Genomic DNA, 24,062 nt, shown 5'->3' with positions numbered 1-24,062 from the left:
GCATGTCGGTTTACACCACGGTCGGCCGCGACAGCCTGCGGCAATGGCTGCAAGGCTACGCGCTCGGCCAGTTGCAGGAGCTGCAGGGCATCGCGGCGGGCATCACCAATACCAATTACTTCGTCACCACCACCCACGGCCGCTATGTGCTGACGCTGTTCGAAACGCTACGGCTGGACGAACTGCCGTACTACCTGTCGCTGATGAGCCATCTGGCGAAGCACGGCGTCGCCTGCCCGGCGCCGATCGCCGACCATAGCGACAACTTCGCGTCCATGCTGGCCGGCAAGCCGGCCTGTCTGGTCAGCTGCCTGGACGGCGGCGATATCGAGAGTCCCAGCGACGTCCAGTGCCGCGCGGTCGGCGAAATGCTGGCGCAGATGCACAAGGCCGGCGCCACCTTTCCGCTGCGGATGGAGAATCCGCGCGGACCGCGCTGGTGGTGCCGCACGGCTCAGCAGCTGTATCCGCAGTTGCCGGCCGAACTGGCCGATGCGCTGCGCGAGGAAATCCAGTTCCAGGACGGCCACCGCTTCGACCACCTGCCGGCCGGCGTGATCCACGCCGACCTGTTCCGCGACAATGTGCTGATGCACGGCGACACGATCGCCGGCTTCATCGACTTCTACTACGCCTGCAACGACATCTTGCTGTACGACCTGGCCATCGCCGTCAACGACTGGGCCCGGCGCGATGACGGCGAACTGGACGACGAACTGGCGCGCGCCTTGCTCGCCGGCTACCAGTCGGAACGGCCATTAGGCCAGGAGGAGCGCGACGTCTGGCCGGTTATGCTGCGCGCCGCCGCGCTGCGATTCTGGGTTTCCCGCTTGCAGGACCTGTACCAGCCGACCTGCGGGGAACTGACGTATACCAAGGATCCCGCCGTGTTTCAGAAGCTGTTGCTGGCGCATCGCCGGCGCGTCGATTTCTGGCTGGACTGAGCACCGCGGCGACGGCGCCGTCACACATCCGTCATAGGATTAGGCTTGAAAAATGTGATTTTTCACATACCATCAGTGATGAGTAGTTAAGGTTCCATGATTTCCGTCGTTCCATTTCGAGCAAAGGATTCGTCATGCTGCTAAAGCCCCTCCTCGTCATCGCCCTGTCCGCCGCGCTGGCCGCCCCGGCCTTCGCCGCTGAAGAAGCCGGCGCCGCTGGCGCCGACACCACCGGCGCAGCCGGCACCGGCGGAACGGCCGGCACCGCGGGCACCGCCACTGCCGGTACCGCCGGCGTCGCCGGCACCACCGCCGGCATCGCCGGTCTCAGCGTAGGCACCATCGCCGCCATCGGCGCCGCCATGGCCGCCGCCGTGGCCGTCTCCAGCAACAGCAACTCCTCCTCCAGCCACTCCGCCGCCACCCACCACTAGGTGCGGGCGACGACAAGCGACATCGTTGTACGCGTCAGGCTGTCCGGCGGACATTCCGCCGGGCGGCCTGGCGACAATTACAAATAAGCCGGCTTTCTCGGCAAACGGTTGTTCATAAGGCTGAATCGACGTGCGTCAGGCAGCGCAGGCTGCCGGCTCGCCGACGCATCCAAGGGGCTGCGCAGGAACCCAGGCCATCCGGCATCGCCAACGCGTTCGCCGCGCCTGGTCGTCGACATTCTCCTCCCGCTCTCTTGCGATCCCGGCGCCGCACCGACCAGGGGGGCCGCCTATTCCGGCAGGCTTGCAATAAGCAGCGACAGCTGCATCCAATAAACCCGGACTGCAGTAATGCACAACAGAACCAGACGCTATCTGGCCACAGGGATGTTGCAAGGGGGATTGCCGCTGCTGTTCGCCTGCGGCGCTTTGGCGCAGCCATCGCTGACCGGACAGATAGGCTATATCAACATGCCTTCGGCCCGGGTCGGCGACGACGGCACTTTCAGCCTCGGCTACGGCTACGACAAGCCATACGGCACGCTATGGACGTCCACCACGGTGCTGCCCTGGCTGGAGGTTTCCGGCCGCTATACCTCCATCGCCGGCATACCCGGCTTCGACGATCCCGCCTACGGCGGCGGCTACGGCCGCTACAAGGACAAGGCGATCGATCTCAAATTCAAGCTGTGGGACGAATCGGCGCTGATGCCGGAGATCGCCGTCGGCGTCACCGACATCGTCGGCAACCGGCTGTGGAAAGGCAAATACCTGGTCGCCAGCAAGAACTGGCTGCCCGGTCTGGAAACCTCGATAGGCTACGGCAGCGGCCGCATACAGGGCGTCTTCGGCGGCGTGCGCTTCACGCCCAGCTTCCTGCCCAACTGGTCGCTGGTGGCCGAATACGACGCCAACGACTACCGCAAGGATCCGTACGAAGTCAGCACCTTCGCCGCCCAGCGCAACAAAGGCCCGGCGGTCGGCCTCGAATACCAATGGGGCTGGCTGGGGCTGCAGCTGGCGCACCAGCGGAGCCACGCCAGCATCAACGCCCATATCGACATCCCGCTGAACGTCAAGGAGTTCGTGCCCAAGATCCAGGAACCGGCCTACTTCAGCGGCGGGCCGGATCTGCCGTCACGGCCGACGCTGGCGCAATGGCGCGACCAGCCGGACCGCGCCCGGCTGCTGGCCGAATCGCTGGCCAGGCAGGACTACAAGAACATCCGCATCGCGATGCAGCGCGACACGCTGGTGCTGGAGTTGAGCAGCAGCCGCATCTCCAATGTCGGCCGCGCGATCGGCCGCGCGGTGCGCACCGCGCTGTACTTCGCGCCGCTGGAGACCCGCGAAATCCGTGTCGTCTACACCGAGCTGGAACAGCCGATCGCCACCTACAGCTTCTACGACATGGCCGCGCTCAACGACTATCTGCTGGGCAAGACGCCGCGGGCGCGCCTGCTGGAAACCGTCAGCATCAAACCCGGCCGCGACGAGGAGTTGCAGCCGCTGGAAGCCAAAAACCTGGCCGCGGCACTGCGCGAGGACGTCGCGGTGAACGCGCTGACCAATCAGGAAGGCGACCTGGTTCAGGTGACCAGCAACGATCCGGAGGACAACCGCTTCCATCTGGCGCCGAAGATGGGCGTGTATTTCAACGACCCCAGCGGCGCCTTCCACTACGACATCATGGCCGAGGCCAACTACAAGCGCAGACTGGGCCAGGGGCTGTATCTGGACAGCGGGCTCAGCGCCGACCTCTACAACACCATCACCGCGGTGACGCAGCCATCCAACAGCCTGTTGCCGCACGTGCGCTCCGACATCGCCGACTACAAGCGCGTCAAGACGCCCAAGCTCAACCGCTTCCTGATCAACCAGTACATGAATTTCGGCCCCGAGGTCTACGCCCGCGCCTCCGCCGGCATCTACGAGGAAATGTTCCGCGGCGCCGGCGGCCAGGTGCTGTACTACCCCGGCGCCGGCAGGAACTGGGCCGTCGACCTGGCGGTGGACGCGTTGCAGCAGCGCGATTATCAGGGCTGGTTCGGCACGCGGGACTACCAGACCATCACCGCCATCGCCTCGATGCACTACCGGCTGCCCTTGGGCATCACCGCCACCATGCGCGCCGGCCGCTTCCTGGCCAAGGACGACGGCGCGCGCGTGGAATTCAAACGCCGCTTCCGCTCCGGCATCGAGGCCGGCTTCTGGTACACCAAGACCAACGGCCACGACATCACCAGCCCCGGCACGCCATCGAAGCCGTATTACGACAAGGGCCTGTTCTTCTCGATCCCGCTGAACAGCCTGCTGACCTTCGACGCCCGCACCACCGGCGATTTCTCGCTGTCGCCATGGACGCGCGACGTCGGCCAGATGGTGATGACGCCGGGCGACCTGTACGACATCGTCAGCGATCCCAGGCGCGACATCGACGCCTACGACGGCCTGGGCAATTTCGCCGAGCGCCCGGACGAGCAGAATCTGCCGAAGGTGACGCCGCCGCAGCCCAGCTACCACCCGTGGCCGATGGTCAGGCTCAGGCTGGAGGACAGCGGCCGGCAATGGCTGCAGTTCGACGACAAGGCCACCTCGCTCGGCACCGCCGCGGTGCTGTCGCTGGCCGCCGCCGGACTCGACCGCCCGGTCAACCGCGCCTTCCAGAACCATCAGGACAACCGGCTGATGAAGGACTGGGGCCGCTTCGGCAAAGGCCTGCCCTACGCCGCCGCCGCGCTGTCCGGCGCCGCCTTCGCGCTGGGGGACGACAGGCTCAGCAACACCGGCCTGATCGCGCTGGAGTCCAGCGCCTTCGCGCTGGTCGGCAGCGAGGCGCTGAAATTCGCCGTCAACCGCCAGCGCCCCGGCGACAGCGACAGCCCGTGGCGCGGCCAGCCGTCCGGCCAGTCCCGGCTGCAAAGCAGCTTCACCTCCAACCACTCGGCCGTGCTGTTCGCCGCGGTCACGCCGTTCGCCAAGGAATACGACCAGCCCTGGCTGTACGGCGCGGCGGCGCTGGGCGCCGGCGGGCGGCTGGCCAGCCGCGATCACTGGCTGTCCGACGTCGTCGTCGGCGGTCTGCTCGGTTATTTGACAGGCAACTGGCTATGGCAGGCCCAGCGGGACGATAGCCGCTACCGCGGCGGCCTGACCGCCGGTCCAAAACAGGTGGGGGTCCGCATCGATGTCCCACTCCGATAAAGCCACCACTGCGGGGATACCAATCATGACTGCGAGCATTCTGAAATCGGGGGCCAAATCACTGCTGGCCTTGTGTCTGCTGGCCGGCAGCGCCAGCCTGCACGCGGCCGGCAACGCCAATGTCAGTTATCCGAACACCACGATGCCCGGCTACGAAACCGACAACGCCAACGGCCTGCCGTCGATAGGCAATCTGCCGGCCGGCGCGGGCGCCTTCGGCGGCGAGCGCAACCCGCAGTCGCTGCCGCAAGGCTTTCGCCAGCCCGGCATGCCGCAACAAGGCATGCAGCAGCAAGGCAACAGCTACCCCAGGCGCTATCTGGACGACAACGGCTATGAAATCAACCCGCTGGACGGCAAGCCCAAGCTGCCGCCGTTCACCGACTACGTCAAGAAGGCCACCGAGCAGACGCTGCCGCTGTTCGGCAGCCGTCTCTTCCTCAATCCGGGCAACAACTTCGACGCCCCGGACGGCGTGCAGGTCAACCCGGACTACGTGATAGGCAGCGGCGACCAGCTGCAGGTCAAGGGCTGGGGCATGGTCGACATCGACCTGACGCTGACGGTGGACCGCAACGGCGCCGTCTACCTGCCGCGCGTCGGCAGCATCGCGGTGGCCGGCACGCGCTATCGGGATCTGCAGGGCGTGCTGAAGAAGAGCGTCAGCCGGGTATTCAACAATTTCGACCTCAGCGTCAGCCTGCTGCAAAGCCGTTCGGTGCAGGTCTACGTGGTCGGCCACGCGCGCCAGCCCGGCAGCTACACGCTGAACGCGATGAGCACGCTGTTGAACGCGCTCTTGAAGGCCGGCGGCCCGGACGACAGCGGCAGCCTGCGCAATGTCGCGCTGATGCGCGACGGCAAGACGGTGGCCCGGGTGGACCTGTACGCCATCCTGGTCAACGGCGACAAATCGACCGACCAGACGCTGCGCGACGGCGACGTGATCCAGGTGCCAGCGGCCGGCCCCAGGGTGGCGCTGCTCGGCGACGTCAAGACGCCGGCAATCTACGAGTTCCGTCGCGGCGAAACCGCAGCCGACCTGCTGCACTGGGCCGGCGGGCTGGAATCGGCGGCGGAAGGCAAGGAGCTGGCGGTGGAGAAAAGCGTCGACAACCGCTTCGTCAGCCTGGTACGGACCCGCGATGCCGGCGACCAGCTGGCCGCCGTGCCGCTGCAGGCCAGCGACATCTTCCGGCTGCACTCGCCGGGCGCCCAGCCGGTCAGCGTGCTGAAGACCGACGAATACGTCAGCGTCGGCGGCGAAGTCGGACATACCGGCACCTTCCAGATCAGCAAGGGCGAAACCTTGCGCCAGCTGATCATGCGGCTGGGCGGCGTCACCGACGACGGCTATGTGTTCGCCACCGAGTTGAAACGCGAAAGCATACGCCAGATGCAGCAGCAACGGCTGGACGAGGTGGCCACCCGCTTCGAGAAGGAGCTGGAACAGAGCGCCGCCGGCCGGCTGTCCAAGCTGACCGACAAGGACGCCATCGCCTCGGTCAGCGCCGAAGTGGAGCGCCAGCGGCAGATCGCCGCCAAGCTGCGCACCGTCAAGGCCGAAGGCCGGGTGGTGCTGGAATTGAAGGACGGCGGCGCCGCCGTCAAGGACCTGCCTGACCTGGAATTGCAGGACGGCGACAAGGTGGACATTCCGCGCCGTCCCGGCACCATCAACGTGTTGGGCGCCGTCTATCAGAGCAATGCCTTCATCTACCGGCCGCAGCGCTCGGTCAGCGACTATCTGGGGCTGGCCGGCGGCGTGGTCGACAGCGGCGACAAGTCGTCCACCTACGTGCTGCGCGCCGACGGCACCGTCGCCAGCAGCAATAACGGCGGCTGGTTCACCGGCATCAACGGCCAGCGCGTCAATCCCGGCGACACCATCGTGGTGCCGGAGGACCTGAACGCCGGCAGCTGGACGCAGTCGCTGAAGGAGTGGACCTCCATCCTCTACCAGTTCGGCCTCGGCGCGGCCGGTCTGAAAGTGCTGAAGTAAAAGCCAGGGAGACGCAGATGCAAACCGCAAATCCGGCGCAAGGCAATGATGAAATCGATCTGGTGACGATCTGGGAGCGATTGTGGCAGCGCCGGCGGTGGATCGCCGTCAGCACGCTGCTGTTCGGCGCGCTGGCGCTGATCTACTGCCTGGTGGCCAGGCCGGTCTTTACCGCCACCGCCACCATCATGCCGCCTCAACAGCAGAACAACAGCATGGGCATGCTGCTGGGCCAGCTGGGCGGCCTCACCGGCGGCTCCGGCGGCTTGGCCGGCCTGAAAACCCCCAACGACCTCTATATCGGCATTCTGCAAAGCCGCACCGTCGCCGACGGGCTGATCCGGCGCTTCCAGCTGAAGCGGCATTACGACATCAGCTCGCAGGACCGCGCGCGCGCGGAGCTACGGGCCCGCTCGCAGTTCAGCAGCGGCAAGGACGGCCTGATCACCATCAACGTCGACGATACCGATCCGAAATTCGCCGCCGCGCTGGCCAACGGCTACATCGACGAATTGAAGACGGTGAACCAGTCGCTGGCGGTCACCGACGCCGCCAAGCGCCGGCTGTTCTTCGAACAGCAGATGAGACAGACCAAGGATCTGCTGGCCGACGCCGAGGCGGCGCTGCGCAAGACCCAGGAGAAGACCGGCATGATACAGCTGGAAGGCCAGCTGCCCGCCATCGTCGGCTCGGTCACCCAGCTGCGCGCCAATATCGCCGCCAAGGAGGTCCAGCTGGAAGCGATGCGAAGCTACGCCACCACGCAGAACCCGCTGTACATCCGCACCGAGCAGGAACTGGGCGGTTTGCGAGAGCAGCTGGCCAAACTGGAGACCGGCAGCAGCAACGGCGGCGACCTGATGGTGCCGACCGGCAAGGTGGCGCAAAGCGGGCTGGAATACCTGCGCCGGCTGCGCGACGTAAAATACCAGGAAACCATCTTCGAATTGCTGGCCAAGCAATACGAGCTGGCCCGGATAGACGAATCGAAGGATTCCTCGCTGATCCAGGTGCTGGACTCGGCGGTGACGCCGGAAAAGAAGAGCCGCCCGAAGCGGGCGATCATCATGCTAATGGCGCTGTTCGCCGGCGCGGTGGTCGGCGCCGCGACGGCGCTCTTGCGGACGCAACTGGCCGAACAGGGCCGCCTGCGCCGCGAACGCCAGCCCGCGCTGGCGCTGCGCGGCGAAAGCTGAGCGGCGCGGTCAGCTGCCGCGCGCGCGCATCCGCAGACGGTAGCCCATGCGGCAGACGAAGCCCAACGCCAGCAGCGCGCACATCGACCCGGCCAGCCTCAAGGGGCTGGCCCATGCCAGCGGCGCCAGCGCGCCGGCCACCAGGCTGGACAACATGGTCTGGAAGAATCCCTGCAGCGACGACACCGTGCCGCGCAGCGACGGGAACTGGTCCATCAGGTTCAGCGTGATCGACGGCGCGGCCAGCGACATGCCGGTGGTGTACAGCGCCAGCGGCAGCACCGCCCACGGCAGCGCCAACTGGCGGACCGACAGGTTGTAGGCCAGATTCAATCCCGCCGCGACGAACATCAGCCAGTAACCGCGCGTCACGATCTCGCGCTGGCTGAAATGGCCGGCCATCCGGCCCGACAGATAGGCGCCGAACATGATGCCGCACACCGCCGGGCCGAACAGCCACAGAAACTGGCTGGGCCCCAGGTGCAGATGCTGCATCAGGAAGACCGGCGCCGACGGCACATACAGGAAGAAGCCGGCGAAATTGAACGACACCGCCGCGGTCAGCAGCTGGAAATCGCGCGCCCTGGCCACCTGCCAGTAATTGGCCAGCAACTGGCGGGCGCGCAGCGGCTGGCGCGCATGGGCCGGGTGGGTCTCCTCCAGGCCGAACCAGCACAGCGCGAACAGCGCGAAGCCGATCAGACCCATGAAGATGAAGATCGAATGCCAGCCGAAGGCGCCGAACAGCCAGCCGCCGACCACCGGCGCGATCGCCGGCGACAAGGAGAACAGCATCGTCACCTGCGACATCAGCCGCTGCGCCGCCGCGCCGTCCAGCTTGTCGCGGATGATGGCCCGCCCCACCACCAGGCCGGCCCCGCCGCACAAGCCCTGCAAGGCGCGGAACAGCAGCAGCATGCCCAGGCTCTGCGACAGCGCGCAGCCGACCGAGGCCAGGCCGAACAGCAGCGAGGTCGCCAGCACCACCGGCCGGCGGCCGATGGCGTCGGAAATCGAGCCATGCCACAGCATCATCAGCGCGTAACAGAACAAGTAGACGGTGAGGGCCTGCTGCATCTCCAGCGGCGACACCGCCAGACTGTCGCCGATGGCGCGCATCGCCGGCAAAAAGGTGTCGATGGAAAAAGGGCCAAGGGTGGACAGGGCCGCCAACAGGAAGGCCAGACCGAAATGACTGCGCGAGGAAGCGGACATGACGTGAGAATGATAAGTAATGTCGGCATGTTAACGATAAGCGCGGCGCTTGCCAAACGCCAGCGCTTGGCAGCGTCGCGCTTTCATGCCACGATGCCGCCATCTTCCCACACCGCAACGACAAAGGCCGCCGCGCCGCGGCCGTCCAGGCACCACCGACCAGGGAGAAGCGACATGATCCGCCTTTACCACAATCCCAAATGCTCGAAATCGCGCGCCGCGCTGGCCCTGCTGGAAGAGGCCGGAGCCAAGGTGGAGGTGGTCGAATACCTGAAACACCCGCCCAGCCACGAGGAGCTGGACCGCCTGCTGACGTTGCTCAAGCTGGAGCCGCGCGAGCTGATGCGCAAGAAAGAGGAAGAGTACGTCGATCTCTACCTCGACGACATCACGCTGGAACGCAAGCATCTGATCGACGCCATGGTGGACAACCCCAATCTGATCGAACGCCCGATCGCCATCATCGGCGACAAGGCCGTCATCGGCCGCCCTCCGGAGCAAGTGCTGACGCTGCTGGGCGAATAGACGCCGCCCCCGGCGCGCTCCGGCCGCGCTGCCGCCGGCCGCCACGTCCATCCCGTTGACATTACGCCACAAGCGGCGCGCCCTATTGATTAGCGAGGTTATTATTTCTTGCTAAATAGTACCGCACGTTACTAAAATCGCGGTATGAGCCCAAACAAGTCCTTTGCCCAACTGGAACAGGCGGTCGATCGCGTGCAGGCGCGCTTTCCCGGCGTGCCGCGCCAGGAAGTGATCCTGACCCGGCTGATCTTCCACATCGTGCCGCGTCTGTCCTGCCACATGTGCGAGACGCTGAAGCAGCACGGCCTGAACGAAACCCTCTGGATGGCCTTGCTGGCGCTGTACGCCTGTCCGAACCAGACGCTGAATCCATCCGAGATCAGCGAAACGCTGGATTCGTCGCGCACCAACGCCACCCGCATCGCCGACGAACTGGTGAAGAACGACTGGGCCGCGCGCTCCTCCAGCGCCGAGGACCGCCGCAAGATCGTGCTGGAGCTGACGCCGACCGGCATCGCGCTGGTGGAACGCCTGCTGCCGTACTCCCGCGAAATCCACCGCCAGCTGTGGGTCGACTTCGACGACGAGGAAAAACAGCAGATGGAAAGACTGATGCGCAAGCTGCTCAGCAAGCTGGGCGGTTGACCGCGCTTTTTTCGGCCAAATAGTAACCTATGTGATTATCACCAGATATATCACAGCAATGCATGCATCATTGATGGAGACCGACAAGGTGAACAAGAAATCTTGGCCACAGACCGCCGGGGTGCTGCTGATCGGCGCCGTGCTCGGCGGCTGCGCCAGCTTCGGCCCGGATACCGTCCCCGACCGGACCCTGAGCGCCGAACAGCTGCAACTGGCCGCCTCCAAGCAGCAGAATATCTCTGCCGACTGGTGGCGCCAACTGAACGATCCGACACTGAATCAGCTGGTGGAAGCCACGTTGAAGGACGCGCCGTCGCTGAAGCTGGCCGCCGCCCGGCTGCGCCAGGCCCGCGCCGCCGTCGGCATCGTCGAAAGCAAGGACGGCCCGCAACTGGACGCCACCGCCAACGCCGTCGACCTGCATTACGACCCGCTGAAGCCGTTGCTGCACAAAGACTATCTGACCGCCTACACCGCGGCGCTGGTCGGCAGCTGGGAATTCGACTTCTGGGGCAAGAACCACGCCGCCGTCAGCGCCGCCCTCGGCCAGCAGCAGGCCACCGCCTATGAAGGCGAGCAGACCCGCTTGATGCTGACCCAGGCCGTCGTCGCCCAATACACCCAGCTGCAACGCAGCCAGGCGCAGGCCGAACTGCTGGCGCAGCGCCTCGCCGTCGCCCAGAGCCGTCAGAAACTGACCCAGGCCCGCATCAACGCCGGCCTGCTGCCCGGCGACAACCAGCGCGGCAACGAAGTCTCGATCGAGAAGCTGTTGCAGCAGCAAAGCGCGCTGGACAACGACATCGAACGCGGCCGCCACGCGCTGTCGGCGCTGTCGGCGCTGACCGGCCAGGCTCCGCAGGCCCAGGCCGGACTGAAGGCCGGCAAGCTGGAAACGGCGCCGGCGCCGCAACTGGACAGCCTGGACGCCAATCTGCTGGGCCGCCGTCCCGACATCGCCGCCCAGCGCGCCCGCGTCGAGGCGATGGACAGCTCGATCAAGGAAGCCCGCGCCGAGTTCTACCCCAACGTCAAGCTGACGGTGTTCGCCGGCCAGAGCTCGCTGGAAATGAATCAGCTGTGGAAGAGCGAATCGACGCTGTGGGGCCTGATGCCGGCCATCAGCCTGCCGCTGTTCCACTCCGGCCAGCTGCAGTCCAATCTGGCCAAGCAACAGGCCGGCTACGACATGGCGGTGCAGCAGTACAACCAGACCGTGCTCGACGCGCTGCGCGACGCCGCCGACGCGGTGTCCGGCTGGCAGAACAGCCAGCGCCAGCTGAAGCAGGCGCAGGCCGCGCTGGACAGCAGCCGCAAGGCCAACGACTCGATGGCCGCCCGCCTGCGCGCCGGCCTGGTCAACAAGCTATCGCTGCTCGACGCGCAGGACGCGCTGCTGAACCAGCAATCGGCCTACACCGACGCCAAGGCTGCCAGCCGAATGGCCTGGGCCACCCTGAACACCGCACTGGGCGGCGGCTTCGCCACACAGCCCGCCACCCGCTAAGGACGCATTGAAATGGATCAGAAAGTAGAAACCGCGCAAAGCCGCAAACGCAACCTGCTGGTGGCCACCACCTTGTTCGCCGCCATCGCCATCGGCTACGGCGCCTACTGGGCGCTGGTGCTGAGCCATCAGGAAAACACCGATGACGCCTATGTCGGCGGCCATCTGGTGCAGGTGACACCGGAAGTCGGCGGCACCGTCGCCAAGGTGATGGTGGACGACACCATCACGGTCAAGGCCGGCCAGGTGCTGCTCAGCTACGACAACAGCGATGCCCAGCTGGCCTTCGAGCGCGCCCGCAACGAATTCGCCCAGACGGTGCGCCAGACTCGCCAATTGATGGCCAACAGCCAGCAGCTGGGCGCCCAGGTGACGCTGCGCCAGACCGAGCTGGCCCGCGCCGAGGCCGACCTGAAGCGCCGCAAGCAGATCGCCGGCAGCGAGGCGATGTCGGCCGAGGAACTGGGCCACGCCGCCGACGCCGCCGCCGCCGCGCAGGCCGCGCTGACCGCCGCGCAGGAGCAGGCCAAGGCCGGCCTGGCGCTGGTCGGCAAGGACGCGCTGTCCCAGCAGCCGGCGGTGAAGGCCGCCGCCAGCCGTCTGAAGGAAGCCTGGCTGGCGCTGCAGCGCACCGAGATCAAGTCTCCGGTGACCGGCACCGTCGCCCGCCGCAACGTACAGGTCGGCCAACGCGTCGCCGCCGGCACGCCGCTGATGGCCGTGGTGCCGCTGGAAAACCTGTGGGTGGACGCCAACTTCAAGGAAGGCCAGCTGGCCAAGATCCGCATCGGCCAGCCGGTGGAGCTGAAATCCGACCTGTACGGCGGCAAGGTGGTCTACCACGGCAAGGTGCAGGGCCTGTCCGCCGGCACCGGCAGCGCCTTCTCCCTGCTGCCGGCGCAGAACGCCACCGGCAACTGGATAAAGGTGGTGCAACGCGTGCCGGTGCGCATCGCGCTCGACGCCAAGGACCTGCAGGAACATCCGCTGCGCGTCGGCCTGTCGATAGACGCGGTGGTGGACACCAGCAACCAGGACGGGAAATCGCTGGCCGAAGCCGCGCCGCCGACCGTCGTCAGCGAACACAACGGCACGCTGCCCGACCTGAAACAGGCCGACAAGCTGGTGGCGGAAATCCTGGCAGCCAACGCCAACTAAGGACGCCGCAATGAACCATCCGCCACTGACCGGCTCGAAACTGGTCTGGATCACGCTGGCGCTGTCGATGTCGGTGTTCATGCAGGTGCTGGACACCACCATCGCCAACGTGGCGCTGCCCACCATTTCGGGCAACCTCGGCGCCGCCACCAGCCAGGGCACCTGGGTGATCACATCGTTCGGCGTCGCCAACGCCATCGCGGTGCCGCTGACCGGCTGGCTGGCCAAACGCTTCGGCGAGGTCAAGCTGTTCACCGCGTCCACGCTGCTGTTCGTGCTGACCTCCTGGCTGTGCGGCATGTCCGGCAGCCTGGAAATGCTGATCTTCTTCCGCGTGCTGCAAGGCGCGGTGGCCGGTCCGATGATTCCGCTGTCGCAAAGCCTGCTGCTGTCATGCTACCCGCCGGCCAAGAAAGGCATGGCGCTGGCGCTATGGGCGATGACGGTGATCGTCGCGCCGGTGTTCGGCCCCATCCTCGGTGGCGTGATCAGCGACAACTGGCACTGGGGCTGGATCTTCTTCATCAACGTGCCGGTGGGCCTCGCGGCCGCCTTCATTTCCTGGCGCATTCTGAAGCCGCGCGAAACCGACACCGTGGACCTGCCTATCGACAAGCTGGGTCTGGCGCTGCTGGTGGTCGGCGTCGGCTCGCTGCAGATGATGCTGGACCGCGGCAAGGAGCTGGACTGGTTCAACTCCGCCGAAGTCGTCACGCTGGCGGTGGTCGCCTTCCTGTCGCTGGTCTATCTGGTGATCTGGGAGCTGGGCGAGGAACATCCTATCGTCGACCTGTCGCTGTTCAGCCAGCGCAACTTCACCGTCGGCACCATCGCGATCAGCCTGGGCTTCATGCTGTACTTCGGCGCCGTGGTGCTGCTGCCCTTGATGCTGCAGACCCAACTGGGCTACACCGCCACCTGGGCCGGCCTCGCCGCCGCGCCTATAGGCCTGATCCCGGTCGTGCTGTCGCCCATCATAGGCAAGAACGCGCACCGCTGGGACATGCGCTGGCTGGTGACGATCAGCTTCAGCGTCTACGCGATCTGCTTCTTCTGGCGCAGCAACTTCAACACCGACATGGACTTTTCCTACGTGGTGTGGCCCCAGGTGGTGCAGGGCATAGGCGTGGCCTGCTTCTTCATGCCGCTGACGACGATCACGCTGTCCGGCCTGCATCCGTCGCGGATCGCCAGCGCGTCCAGCCTGTCCAACTTCCTGCGCATCCTGGCCGGCAGCATAGGCACCTCGATCACGACGACGATGTGGGACCGCCGCGAGGCGCAGCACCACGCCAAGCTGACCGAGCATGTGACGCAGTACGATCCGGCCTCGGTCTCGTGGTTCGACGCGATGGGCCGGCTGGGCCTGGGCGGCAGCCAGCAGCACGCGCTGACCCAGCTGCAGATCACCAAACAGGGCTATATCATGGCCGCCAACGAGATCTTCTGGGTCTCCGGCATCCTGTTCGTGCTGCTGATCGCGCTGGTCTGGTTCGCCAAGCCGCCGTTCACTGCCGCCGGCGGCGACAGCGGCGCGCACTAGACAGGCCAAGAGAAGCCCCGATGCCGCGTTGCGCCGCCTGGTCGTACGATAAGTACTGCCTGCGGCGGCGCGCCTTGCCCCGGGGCTTTCTTGACCTGTCTGGGTTCTGAAGGGCCCCCCAAGAGAAGCCCTGATGCCGCGTTGCGCCGCCTGGTCGTACGATAAGTACTGCCTGCGGCGGCGCGCCTTGCCCCGGGGCTTTCTTGACCTGTCTGGGTTCTGAAGGGCCCCCCAAGAGAAGCCCTGATGCCGCGTTGCGCCGCCTGGTCGTACGACAGGTACTGCCTGCGGCGGCGCGCCTTGCCCCGGGGCTTTCTTGACCTGTCTGGGTTCTGAAGGGCCCGCCAAGAGAAGCCCCGATGCCGCGTTGCGCCGCCTGGTCGTACGACAGGTACTGCCTGCGGCGGCGCGCCTTGGGGCTTTCTTGAGCTATCCGGCCCCTGGCGCCGATGAAAAACGGGCAGGACCTGACGGTCTTGCCCGTTTTTCATTGCAGGTGCCGGCCGAAGGCCTCCATGCCGCGACCTATCGCCTTGTCCCTGTGCTGGACGCGGTACAGCGTCCGGGTCAGCCGCGGCAGGTCGGCGTCCACCTCGACGACGCCGCCGGCCGCCAGCAGGTCGGCCACCACGTGCCGCGACAGGCAGCTGACGCCCAGCCCGGCCGCCACCGCGTGCTTGATCGCCTCCGAGTGACCCAGCTCCATGCTGATGGACAAGCGCATCAGATGCGGCAGCAGCACCCGCTCCACCTCCTCGCGGGTGCCGGAGCCGGCCTCGCGCAATATCCACTCCGCCTCGGCCAGCTCCGCCGCCGACACCTTGCGCCCGGCCAAGGGGTGGGACGCAGCAGCGAACACCAGCAATTCGTCCTGCCGCCATGGACTGGCCAGCAGCTCCGGATGGTGGCAGGGCCCCTCGATCAGGCCGAAATCGACGCGAAAGGCCGCCACCGCCTCGACGATGTCGCGGGTGTTGGCCACCTCCAGCTCCAGCCGCGCCTGCGGCCAGTCGCGGCGGAAGGCGGCCAATAGCGGCGGCAGCAGATAGTTGGCGATGGTGGTGCTGGCGCCGACGCGCAAGGCCAGCCCGCCGCCGTCGAACAAGCCCTGCAGATCGTGCGCGGCGTCGAGCAGCGCGCGGGCGCGCGGCAGCAGCAGCCGGCCGTGCTCGTTGATCAGCAGCCGTCGTCCGACGCGGTCGAACAGCCTGACGCCCAGGCCCTGCTCCAGCTTGTCCAGCGCCTGGCTGGCCGCCGACTGCGTCAGCGCCACCCGCTCGGCCGCGCGCGTCACCGTGCCCAGCTCCGCCACCGCCGCGAACACTTCCAGTTCGCGCAGACTGATGCGCAAGCTCATCGTCGCCTCACTAATCGGTTTTACTACTTATATTAATTAATTTTATCCGTTTTTTTACTTATGAACAGTCGCGTATCGTTAGGCATAGATCAAAGAGGCATTTGTATATGACTAAATATCGCAATCTGATTCCCGGCCTGGCGCTGTCGCTGGGCCTCGCCGGCGCCGGCATCTGGGCCGCCGAACTGCCGGCGATGAAAAGCCTGGGCTTCTCCGCGCTGACCATCGCCATCATCGGCGGCATGCTGGTCGGCAACACCGTCTACCGCTTCGTCGCCGAGCCCAGCCACCATGGCGTGACCTTCGCCAAGCAGAAGCTGCTGCGCGCCGGCATCATCCTGTTCGGCTTCAAGCTGACCTTCCAGGACATCGCCGCGGTGGGCCTCTCCGGCGTGCTGATCGACGCGCTGGTGCTGAGTTCCACCTTCATGCTGGCGTTCTGGCTGGGCCGCAAGAAGCTGGGCCTCGACGAGCAGAGCGTGATCCTGATCGGCGCCGGCAGCTCAATCTGCGGCGCGGCCGCGGTGCTGGCCACCGAACCGGTCATCAAGGCCCACGCGGAGAAAGTGGCCGTCGCGGTGGCCACCGTGGTGGTATTCGGCACCGCCGCGATGTTCCTGTGGCCGCTAATGTACGACGCGGTGCGCCACCTGGGCGTTTCCGAGTTCAGCTACGGCCTGTTCGCCGGCTCCACCATCCACGAGGTGGCGCAGGCGGTCGCGGCCGGCAAATCGATCAGCGACGCGGCGATGAACACCGCGGTGATCACCAAGATGATACGGGTGATGATGCTGGCCCCGTTCCTGATCGGCCTGTCCGCCTGGCTGGCGAACAAGCACAGCGGCGGCCATCAGCAAAAGCAGGCGATCTCCATCCCCTGGTTCGCCGTCGCCTTCCTCGCCGTGGCCGGCTTCAACTCCTTCGGCCTGCTGCCGCAAGCGCTGCTGCAGCAGATCATCGCGCTGGACAATCTGCTGTTGGCCGCCGCGATGGCCGCGCTGGGCGTCACCACCCACGTCTCGGCGATACGCCAGGCCGGCGCCAAGCCGCTATTGCTGGCCAGCGCGCTGTTCGGCTGGCTGATCGTCGGCGGCGGCCTGATCAACGCCGGAGTGCTGGCCCTGCTGCACTGAACGCCGGCCGGTCCCCTGCCGACGCGAGGGACGCCAGCCGACCGACAAGCAATCCGCCGTCTTCCATCGCTGGAACTCGGCGGCTTTCTTTTTCTCAAACGGCCTGACGCGGGCTTTCAATCACGCATTGAGACGGTCGAAGTCACTGTGAGCCGGTTCACGATCTTTTTAAAGATCGCGAACCGGCTCTGACACCACGGCTTCGCGGATACGCGCTGTCGCAGACTACAGGGAAAACATATGAAAATCAGTCCGATCAAGCTACCTCTCGCCTTGCTCGCCGCGCTGCTGGCCTCGCCATTGAGCCACGCCGCCGACGGCGCCGGGGTGCAAAGCCAGACCCTGCTCAAGACGGAACGCTCCTGGGATGGCCAGCGCTACAAGAACTACCCCGCCGGCCAACCCGAGCTGACCCTGCTTCGCATCGTCATTCCCCCGCATACCAGCCTGCCCTGGCACAGCCATCCGTCGCCGAACGCCGCTTACGTCGTCAAGGGAACGCTGACGGTTCAGACCCGCGACGGCAAACAGCAGCGCCAGCTGCACGCCGGCGATACCCTGGCGGAGATGGTGGGCACCGAGCACCGCGGCGTCAGCGGCGACGAGGCAGTGGAATTGCTGGTGTTCTACGCCGGCGCCAAGGACCTGCCGCTCAGCAACAAGGCGGACTGATCGAACCGCCCGGCGTCGACCGGGCGATTTTCATCATCGCGTCCGGCCATGGCGACAAAAAGCCCGCCAGGCATAGACCAGGCGGGCTTGTGCGGGACGCTTGCGTCGGGCCTCAGCCCGGCTGGACGCTTTCCGGACTCAGCACGGGCACTTCTTGACGCTCTTGCCGCCGTAACGCTGCTCCTGGCAATAGCGGAAGAATTCCTCGCGGCTCATCACCTGCGCCTCCGGATCGAAACGGCGGCGGCGGCCGACATACAGATCGTAGTCGCGCTGCCCCACCATCAAGCGGGCGGTCAGCACCACCGCCCTCCACAGCTCAGCCATTGGCGCCTCCCTGCCGGTATACCGCCGGCACTTCCTTCGCCGTCACCCACTTCACCGCCAGCGACTTGCGGATCACGTGGATGCCGGACACCAGCATCGCCACCACCACCGCCATGAACAGCGCGGCCAGCGTGGCGTCCACATAATCATTGAAGATGATCTGCTGCATTTGCGCCATATTCTTCGCCGGCGCCAGCAGCTGGCCGTTGGCGGCGGCGGCCGAGAACTTCTCGGCGTGGGTCAGGAAGCTGATCTTCGGGCTGGCATCGAACAACTTCTGCCAGCCGGCGGTCAGCGTCGCCAGCAGCAGCCAGACGGTCGGCAGCGCGGTCACCCACACATAGCGCGTCTTCTGCATCTTCACCAGCACCACGGTGGCCAACGTCAGCGCGATGCCGGCCAGCATCTGGTTGGCGATGCCGAACAGCGGCCACAGCGTGTTGATGCCGCCCAGCGGATCGACCACGCCCTGGTACAGGAAATAGCCCCAGGCGGCGACGGCCAGGCCGGTGGCGACGAAGTTGGCCGCCCACGACTCGGTGTCGGCCATCGGCTTGATGAAGATGCCCAGCAGGTCCTGGATCATGAAGCGCAGCACGCGGGTGCCGGCGTCGACGGTGGTCAGGATGAACAAGGCCTCGAACAGAATGGCGAAGTGGTACCAGAACGCCATCATCGTCTTGCCGCCGATGACGCCGGACAGGATGTGCGCCATGCCGACCGCCAGCGTCGGCGCGCCGCCGGCGCGCGACAACACGCTGTGCTCGCCGACATCGGCGGCCAGTTGGGTCAGCGTCTCAGGCGTCACGATGAAGCCCCAGCTGGAAATCGCCTGGGCCGCGTCGGCGGCGGTCTTGCCTATCAGCGCCGCCGGGCTGTTCATCGCGAAGTAGACGCCCGGATCGAGCACGCAGGCGGCGATCAGCGCCATGATGGCGACGAAGCTTTCCACCAGCATCGCGCCGTAGCCCACCATCCGCGCGTGGCTCTCGTTCTCGATCAGCTTAGGCGTGGTGCCGGAGGCCACCAGCGCGTGGAAGCCCGACACCGAGCCGCAGGCGATGGTGATGAACAGGAAGGGGAACAGATTGCCGGCGAACACCGGACCGCTGCCGTCGACGAAGCGGGTCAGCGCCGGCATGTGCAGCTGCGGCGCCACCACCAGAATGCCGATGGCCAGGCCGACGATGGTGCCTATCTTCAGAAAAGTGGACAAATAGTCGCGCGGCGCCAGCAGCAGCCACACCGGCAGCACCGAGGCGACGAAGCCGTAGCCTATCAGCGTCCAGGCCAGCGTCGTGCCCTTGAGCGTGAACAGCGGCGCCAGCGTGGCGCTCTTGGCGACGTCGCCGCCATAGACGATGGCCAGCATCAGGAGGATGAAGCCCAGCACCGACACCTCGCCTATCTTGCCCGGCCGGATGAAGCGGCTGTACACGCCCATGAACAGGGCGATCGGTATCGTGCAGGCGATGGTGAAGGTGCCCCACGGGCTGTCGGCCAGCGCCTTGACCACCACCAGCGCCAGCACCGCCAGCAGGATCACCATGATCATCAACACGCCGACGGAGGCGATCACGCCGGCCACCGGCCCGAGCTCCTGCCGTATCATCTCGCCGAGCGACTTGCCGTCGCGACGCATCGACAGGAACAGCGTCAGGAAATCCTGCACCGCGCCGGCCAGCATCACGCCGACCAGGATCCACAGCGTGCCGGGCAGATAACCCATCTGCGCGGCCAGCACCGGTCCGACCAGCGGGCCGGCGCCGGCGATGGCGGCGAAGTGATGGCCGAACACCACCCATTTATTGGTGGGCACGTAGTCGAGCCCATCGTTGAATTTCTCCGCCGGCGTCAGCCGGCGCGCGTCCAGCTCCAGCACCTTGTCGGCGATGAAGCGGCTGTAGAAACGGTAGGCGATCGCGTACACCGACAAGGCCGCCACCACCAGCCACACCGCGTTGATGGTCTCGCCGCGGTTCAAGGCCACCATCGCGAAAGCGGTCGCCCCCGCCAGCGCCACCAGCAGCCAGACGACACACTGCTTGATCTGTTGCATAAGGAAGTCCCTGTTCTCTATCTCCCCCAGCTTGCGCGGCGGCAGCCCATCTGCCGGCTCTGCGTCCGGGTGTGGTTCTACATATTGATTCTGTCGGCATGTCGGCGGAAACACAAGCCTGCCAAGCGCCCAAACGCGTGTTACTATTTTCCCCGACGCATCAACGAGAGCCTGTTCAAAGCCCCGACGCAATGGCACAACATATCCTCATCGTCGAAGACGACGCCAGGCTGGCCGAGCTGGTCGCCGCCTACCTGACCAAGCACGGCTACCAGGTCAGCCTGCACGGCCGCGGCGACACCGCGCCGGCCGCCATCCTGGAGGCGCGCCCCGACCTGGTGGTGCTGGACGTGATGCTGCCGGGCAAGGAGGGCTTCGACGTCTGCCGCGACGTGCGGCCGCACTACGGCGGCCGCATCCTGATGATGACGGCCCGCGACGAGGACGTCGACGAGATCCTCGGCCTGGAGCTGGGCGCCGACGACTACCTGGCCAAGCCGGTGGAGCCCCGCCGGCTGCTGGCCCGCATCCGCGCGCTGCTCAGACGCAGCGGCGGCGCGCGCGCCGACAGCCAGAACCCCGCCGCCGACAGCGATAGCATCACTTTCGGCCAGTTCAGCATCAGCCAGGGCACGCGCGAGGCCCTGCTCGGCGACGAGCAGATCGAGCTGACCACCGCCGAGTTCGACCTGCTGTGGCTGCTGGCCACCCATGCCGGCCAGGTGCTGTCCCGCGACGACATCATGGGCGAGCTGCGCGGCATAGGCTTCGACGGCCTGGACCGCTCGATAGACGCCCGCATCTCGCGGCTGCGCCGCAAGCTGGGCGACAATCCGGACGCGCCGGCTCGGATCAAGACGGTGCGCGGCAAGGGCTATCTGTTCTCGCGCAGCGACTGGGAATAAGCGATGCCGTCGAAAAAGCTGCGCGGCTGGTTCAAACCGTCGCTGGGCACGCTGTTCGCCCGCTACTTCCTCGCCACCATGCTGGTGGAATTGCTGATCATCATCGGCTTCGGCTTCCTGGTCACAAAGCTGTACGAGAACAGCGACAAGGCCGGCAAGGTGCAGTTCATGAACGGCACCGTCACGCTGATACGCGAGCAGCTGGAAAGACAGCCGCCGCAACGCTGGAACGCCGAGCTGGCCGCGATCGCCAGCCGCTTCAGCTACCCGATCAGGCTGGCCGAGCGGCTGCCCGACGAACAGCAGGCCGTCGCCCTCCCGCTGCTGCGCCAGGGCAAGCCGTATCTGGACATCGACAACCAGCTGCTCTACGTCTCGATGCCGGCGGACAAGCGCCTGCTGGTGCTGGGGCCGCTGGACATGCAGTCCAGCGACAGCAACTGGATCAGCGAGGACATCGAGGTGCTGCTGATCTGGATGCTGTTGTCCGGCGCCACCTTCGGCACCCTGCTCTATTTCAGCCTGCAGCCGTTGTGGAAAGACTTGCTGGAGGTGCGGCGCACCGCCGAAGTGTTCGCCGAAGGCGATTTCGGCGCCCGCGCCCGCTCGGCCAAGAGCCGGCTGTTCGCGCCGCTGCCACTGGCCTTCAACAGCATGGCGTCTCGATTGGAACGCCAGCTGGAAACGCGACAAGCGCTGTCCCACGCGATCGCCCACGAGATCCGCACGCCTATCGCCCGACTGCGCTTCGGCCTGACCATGCTGGAAGAGGAAGAGGATCCGGCCGAGTGGCAGCGTTACCGCGACGGCATGGAACGCGACATGCAGGAGCTGGAGGAATTGATCAGCACCAGCATGGAGTTCGCCAAGCTGAAACGCAGCGAAGTGCCGCTGCACCTGGAGACGGTGGACCTGTTCGACTGGTTCGACGATTTGATCGATCTGGTGACGCCGCTGAAGCCGGCCGATCTGACGCTGTCGCTGGACTGTCCACGCGAGGACGGCGCCTTCGACCGCAAGCTGATGTACATCGCCACCCGCAATCTGCTGCTGAACGCGTTCAAGTACGCGCACGGCCAGGTCAGGATGACGGTCTACCATCAGGGCGCGCAGCTGATCATCGAGGTCGACGACGACGGCTGCGGCATCCCGGCCGAAGACCGCGACAAGGTCTTCGAGCCCTTCCTCAGGCTGGACCGCAGCCGCGACCGCGCCACCGGCGGCCACGGCCTGGGCCTGTCCTTCGTGCGCTTGATCGCCGAACACCACAACGGCCAGGCCAGCGCCGGCCCCAGCGACCTGGGCGGCACGCGCTTCCGCATGATCATTGCTCAGCCGGCCCCGGAAACGCCATAAGTCACTCATCGTCACAAAGCGCCGACAGGAAACCTACAGACTACTTGCGTCCGCTTGCCGATAATGCCGATTATCGAATAATCAGGAATATGCAGAATGGTTTCCTCACGACCGGCGGCGCTGCTGGTACACGGCCTTGGCGGCACCGCCTATGATCTGGGCGCGCTGGGCCGCACGCTGGAAGACGCCGACATCGTTACCCACTCCCCTGTGCTGCCCGGTCACGGCGGCTCGCCGGAAGACCTGCTCGGCGTAGGCTGGGAGGACTGGGTGGAAAGCATTCGCAGCGAATACCGCGCGCTGAAGGCCAGGCACAAGGTCGTCCATCTGGCCGGCGTCTGCCTGGGCGGACTAGTGGCCTTGGAAGTCGCCCGCCGCGAGAACCATCAGGACAGGTTGGCGCTGTACGCGCCGCCGATGTTCCTTGATGGCTGGAGCCTGCCCAAGCTGACCTGGCTGCGCCACGCCGTCTATCACGTCCCCGGCCTGGCCAAGAAAATGCGCGTGCCGGAAGTCTCGCCGTTCGGCATCAAGAACGCCCGCATCCGCAAGGCCATCCAGCAGCGCTTCGAGCGCGGCGACCGCTTCCATTACGCCTACATCCCGCTGATGTGCATACGCGAGGTGGACCGGCTGCGCCGCCAGCTGATGTCGCGGCTGGCCGAAATCACCTGTCCGACGCTGATCGTCCACGCCGACGAGGACGACATCACCAGCCCGCGCTCCGCCCACCATCTGGTGCAGCATCTGGGCGGTCCGGTGGACTTCATGCCGCTGTCCAACAGCTACCACATGGTGATGGTGGACAACGAACGCGGCGAGGTGCTGCAACGCAGCCTGAAATTCTTCAACAGCGCGCCGCGCCCGCAGCGCGTCGAGCAGGCTTGCGGCTGGACCGCCTTCGCCGCCGCCTGATCGATCCGCGACTCTCCTCCAGCCGCCCGCGCCCCGCGGGCGGTTTCGTTTTTACGGCGCCGCGCCAAACTTCCTTTATTTCAAATAGTTAGTGTAATGACTATTTTACACATCGTTACACAATCCGCTCTTGCCCTCCAAACAACGCCTACATACGAGTCGATGCCGCGCCCAGCAGAATGACGTCGCTTCATTAATATCCGTATCTAAACTCATGAAAAAAATCATCATCGCATCCGTGTTGAGCCTGACGGCCCTTTCCGCCCACGCCGCAGAACAGGGCGCCTATCTGTTCGGCAATCTGGGCTACAACTTCAGCAAGCTGAAAAAAATGGACACTCAGGGCGTTGAAGGCCTGAGTTCCAGCAACTCGGCCGCCGGCGCCAGCTGGGAACTAGGCGGCGGCTACCGCTTCAACGACCACTTTGCGCTGGAAGCGTCGTATGCCGACTTCGGCAAGGCCAAGAGCTCGGTAGCGGCGCGCGCCGACGGCGTCAGCGGCCAGCTCGACACCTCGCTGAGCGCCTCCGCGCTGCGCTTCGCCGCTGTCGGCATCCTGCCCGTCACCAACGAACTGGACCTGTTCGGCAAATTCACGCTGAATCAGATGTATTTCAAAGGCACGATCAACGCCGGCGTCAATGTGCCGACGCTGGGCATCGACGCCGCCGGCTCCAGCAGCGAGAAGCAGAGCCGCCTGCGTCCCGGCATCGGCCTGGGCGCCGCCTACAAGATCAACAAGCAGCTGTCGGTGCGCGGCGAATACGAATATGTGTCGCTGCCGAACTGGAAGCTGCCGGACGGCTCCAACCTGATGCAGAGCGGCATGCACGTGGTCAAGGCTGGTCTGAACTACAGCTTCTAAGCCCCGCCTCCCAAACAGCCCGCATCGCGGGCTGTTTTGCTTTCCGCCGCGTCGGCGCCGCCAGCCATCCGCTCTGCTACAATCCCAGCCTGCTTCTTCA

Annotated in this window: 20 protein-coding genes; 16 read left to right on the top strand and 4 right to left on the bottom strand. The window is 65.9% G+C overall.

The window, feature by feature from the left end; translation table 11 throughout:
• Positions 1-2 precede the first annotated feature (2 nt).
• From thrB to CXB49_RS00735, 5 genes are all read left to right on the top strand, one after another.
• A complete protein-coding gene (gene thrB / locus CXB49_RS00755) occupies positions 3-944 on the top strand; it encodes a homoserine kinase (protein ID WP_101706638.1) in 942 nt (313 codons plus the stop codon).
• A gap of 134 nt (positions 945-1,078) precedes the next feature.
• Positions 1,079-1,378 (top strand): hypothetical protein, encoded by a 300-nt coding sequence (locus CXB49_RS00750; protein WP_101706637.1) that lies wholly within the window; start codon positions 1,079-1,081, stop codon positions 1,376-1,378.
• Between the two features lie 351 nt (positions 1,379-1,729).
• Positions 1,730-4,582: a YjbH domain-containing protein gene (locus CXB49_RS00745; protein ID WP_101706636.1), complete on the top strand. Its 2,853-nt coding sequence runs from the start codon at positions 1,730-1,732 to the stop codon at positions 4,580-4,582.
• A 25-nt stretch (positions 4,583-4,607) separates the two neighbouring features.
• Positions 4,608-6,584: an SLBB domain-containing protein gene (locus CXB49_RS00740; RefSeq protein WP_101706635.1), complete on the top strand. Its 1,977-nt coding sequence runs from the start codon at positions 4,608-4,610 to the stop codon at positions 6,582-6,584.
• Between the two features lie 17 nt (positions 6,585-6,601).
• Positions 6,602-7,780, top strand: a complete 1,179-nt coding sequence (locus CXB49_RS00735) for a Wzz/FepE/Etk N-terminal domain-containing protein (protein WP_101706634.1) — start codon at positions 6,602-6,604, stop codon at positions 7,778-7,780.
• 9 nt (positions 7,781-7,789) lie between these two features.
• Here the strand turns inward: CXB49_RS00735 and CXB49_RS00730 are convergent, their stop codons facing one another.
• Positions 7,790-8,995, bottom strand: a complete 1,206-nt coding sequence (locus CXB49_RS00730; protein ID WP_101706633.1) for a multidrug effflux MFS transporter — start codon at positions 8,993-8,995, stop codon at positions 7,790-7,792.
• A gap of 174 nt (positions 8,996-9,169) precedes the next feature.
• On the opposite strand from CXB49_RS00730, the gene arsC reads away from it, so the two are divergent.
• The 5 genes from arsC (at position 9,170) to CXB49_RS00705 (ending at position 14,373) form a co-directional block, all read left to right on the top strand.
• A complete protein-coding gene (gene arsC / locus CXB49_RS00725) occupies positions 9,170-9,520 on the top strand; it encodes an arsenate reductase (glutaredoxin) (RefSeq protein WP_101706632.1) in 351 nt (116 codons plus the stop codon).
• A 144-nt stretch (positions 9,521-9,664) separates the two neighbouring features.
• Positions 9,665-10,165 (top strand): MarR family transcriptional regulator, encoded by a 501-nt coding sequence (locus CXB49_RS00720; RefSeq protein ID WP_101706631.1) that lies wholly within the window; start codon positions 9,665-9,667, stop codon positions 10,163-10,165.
• A gap of 88 nt (positions 10,166-10,253) precedes the next feature.
• Complete coding sequence (locus CXB49_RS00715; protein ID WP_233492901.1) at positions 10,254-11,672, top strand: efflux transporter outer membrane subunit; 1,419 nt, start codon at positions 10,254-10,256, stop codon at positions 11,670-11,672.
• A 12-nt stretch (positions 11,673-11,684) separates the two neighbouring features.
• A complete protein-coding gene (locus tag CXB49_RS00710; protein ID WP_101706630.1) occupies positions 11,685-12,830 on the top strand; it encodes an efflux RND transporter periplasmic adaptor subunit in 1,146 nt (381 codons plus the stop codon).
• Between the two features lie 10 nt (positions 12,831-12,840).
• Entirely contained in the window at positions 12,841-14,373 is a 1,533-nt protein-coding gene (locus tag CXB49_RS00705; protein ID WP_101706629.1) for a DHA2 family efflux MFS transporter permease subunit, read from the top strand.
• Between the two features lie 487 nt (positions 14,374-14,860).
• On the opposite strand, the gene CXB49_RS00700 is transcribed toward CXB49_RS00705, so the two are convergent.
• Entirely contained in the window at positions 14,861-15,730 is an 870-nt protein-coding gene (locus CXB49_RS00700; protein ID WP_101706628.1) for a LysR family transcriptional regulator, read from the bottom strand.
• 107 nt (positions 15,731-15,837) lie between these two features.
• On the opposite strand from CXB49_RS00700, the gene CXB49_RS00695 reads away from it, so the two are divergent.
• Entirely contained in the window at positions 15,838-16,863 is a 1,026-nt protein-coding gene (locus CXB49_RS00695) for a YeiH family protein (protein WP_101706627.1), read from the top strand.
• A gap of 240 nt (positions 16,864-17,103) precedes the next feature.
• Positions 17,104-17,535 (top strand): cupin domain-containing protein, encoded by a 432-nt coding sequence (locus CXB49_RS00690; protein WP_101706626.1) that lies wholly within the window; start codon positions 17,104-17,106, stop codon positions 17,533-17,535.
• Between the two features lie 138 nt (positions 17,536-17,673).
• On the opposite strand, the gene CXB49_RS00685 is transcribed toward CXB49_RS00690, so the two are convergent.
• Both CXB49_RS00685 and CXB49_RS00680 read right to left on the bottom strand, forming a co-directional pair.
• The gene (locus CXB49_RS00685; protein ID WP_101706625.1) at positions 17,674-17,862 is read right to left on the bottom strand and encodes a YbdD/YjiX family protein; all 189 of its coding nucleotides are present in this window, start codon (positions 17,860-17,862) and stop codon (positions 17,674-17,676) included.
• Complete coding sequence (locus tag CXB49_RS00680; RefSeq protein ID WP_101706624.1) at positions 17,855-19,921, bottom strand: carbon starvation CstA family protein; 2,067 nt, start codon at positions 19,919-19,921, stop codon at positions 17,855-17,857. The genes CXB49_RS00685 and CXB49_RS00680 overlap by 8 nt, the downstream gene beginning before the upstream one ends.
• A 191-nt stretch (positions 19,922-20,112) precedes the next feature.
• Here CXB49_RS00680 and CXB49_RS00675 point away from each other — a divergent pair, with 191 nt between their 5' ends.
• From CXB49_RS00675 to CXB49_RS00660, 4 genes are all read left to right on the top strand, one after another.
• Positions 20,113-20,826 carry a winged helix-turn-helix domain-containing protein gene (locus tag CXB49_RS00675; protein ID WP_101706623.1) on the top strand — a complete coding sequence of 238 codons (714 nt, stop codon included), beginning with the start codon at positions 20,113-20,115 and terminating at the stop codon, positions 20,824-20,826.
• A gap of 3 nt (positions 20,827-20,829) precedes the next feature.
• Positions 20,830-22,182: an ATP-binding protein gene (locus CXB49_RS00670; RefSeq protein WP_101706622.1), complete on the top strand. Its 1,353-nt coding sequence runs from the start codon at positions 20,830-20,832 to the stop codon at positions 22,180-22,182.
• 96 nt (positions 22,183-22,278) lie between these two features.
• Positions 22,279-23,097, top strand: coding sequence for a carboxylesterase (locus CXB49_RS00665; protein WP_101706621.1), 819 nt, complete (start codon positions 22,279-22,281; stop codon positions 23,095-23,097).
• A 214-nt stretch (positions 23,098-23,311) separates the two neighbouring features.
• Complete coding sequence (locus tag CXB49_RS00660) at positions 23,312-23,962, top strand: outer membrane protein (protein ID WP_101706620.1); 651 nt, start codon at positions 23,312-23,314, stop codon at positions 23,960-23,962.
• Positions 23,963-24,062: the final 100 nt, after the last annotated feature.

The organism is Chromobacterium sp. ATCC 53434, from assembly GCF_002848345.1.
GTDB lineage: Bacteria > Pseudomonadota > Gammaproteobacteria > Burkholderiales > Chromobacteriaceae > Chromobacterium.
The sequence above is the reverse complement of the archived record's forward strand: the minus strand, read 5'-3'. Positions and strand labels throughout refer to the sequence as shown.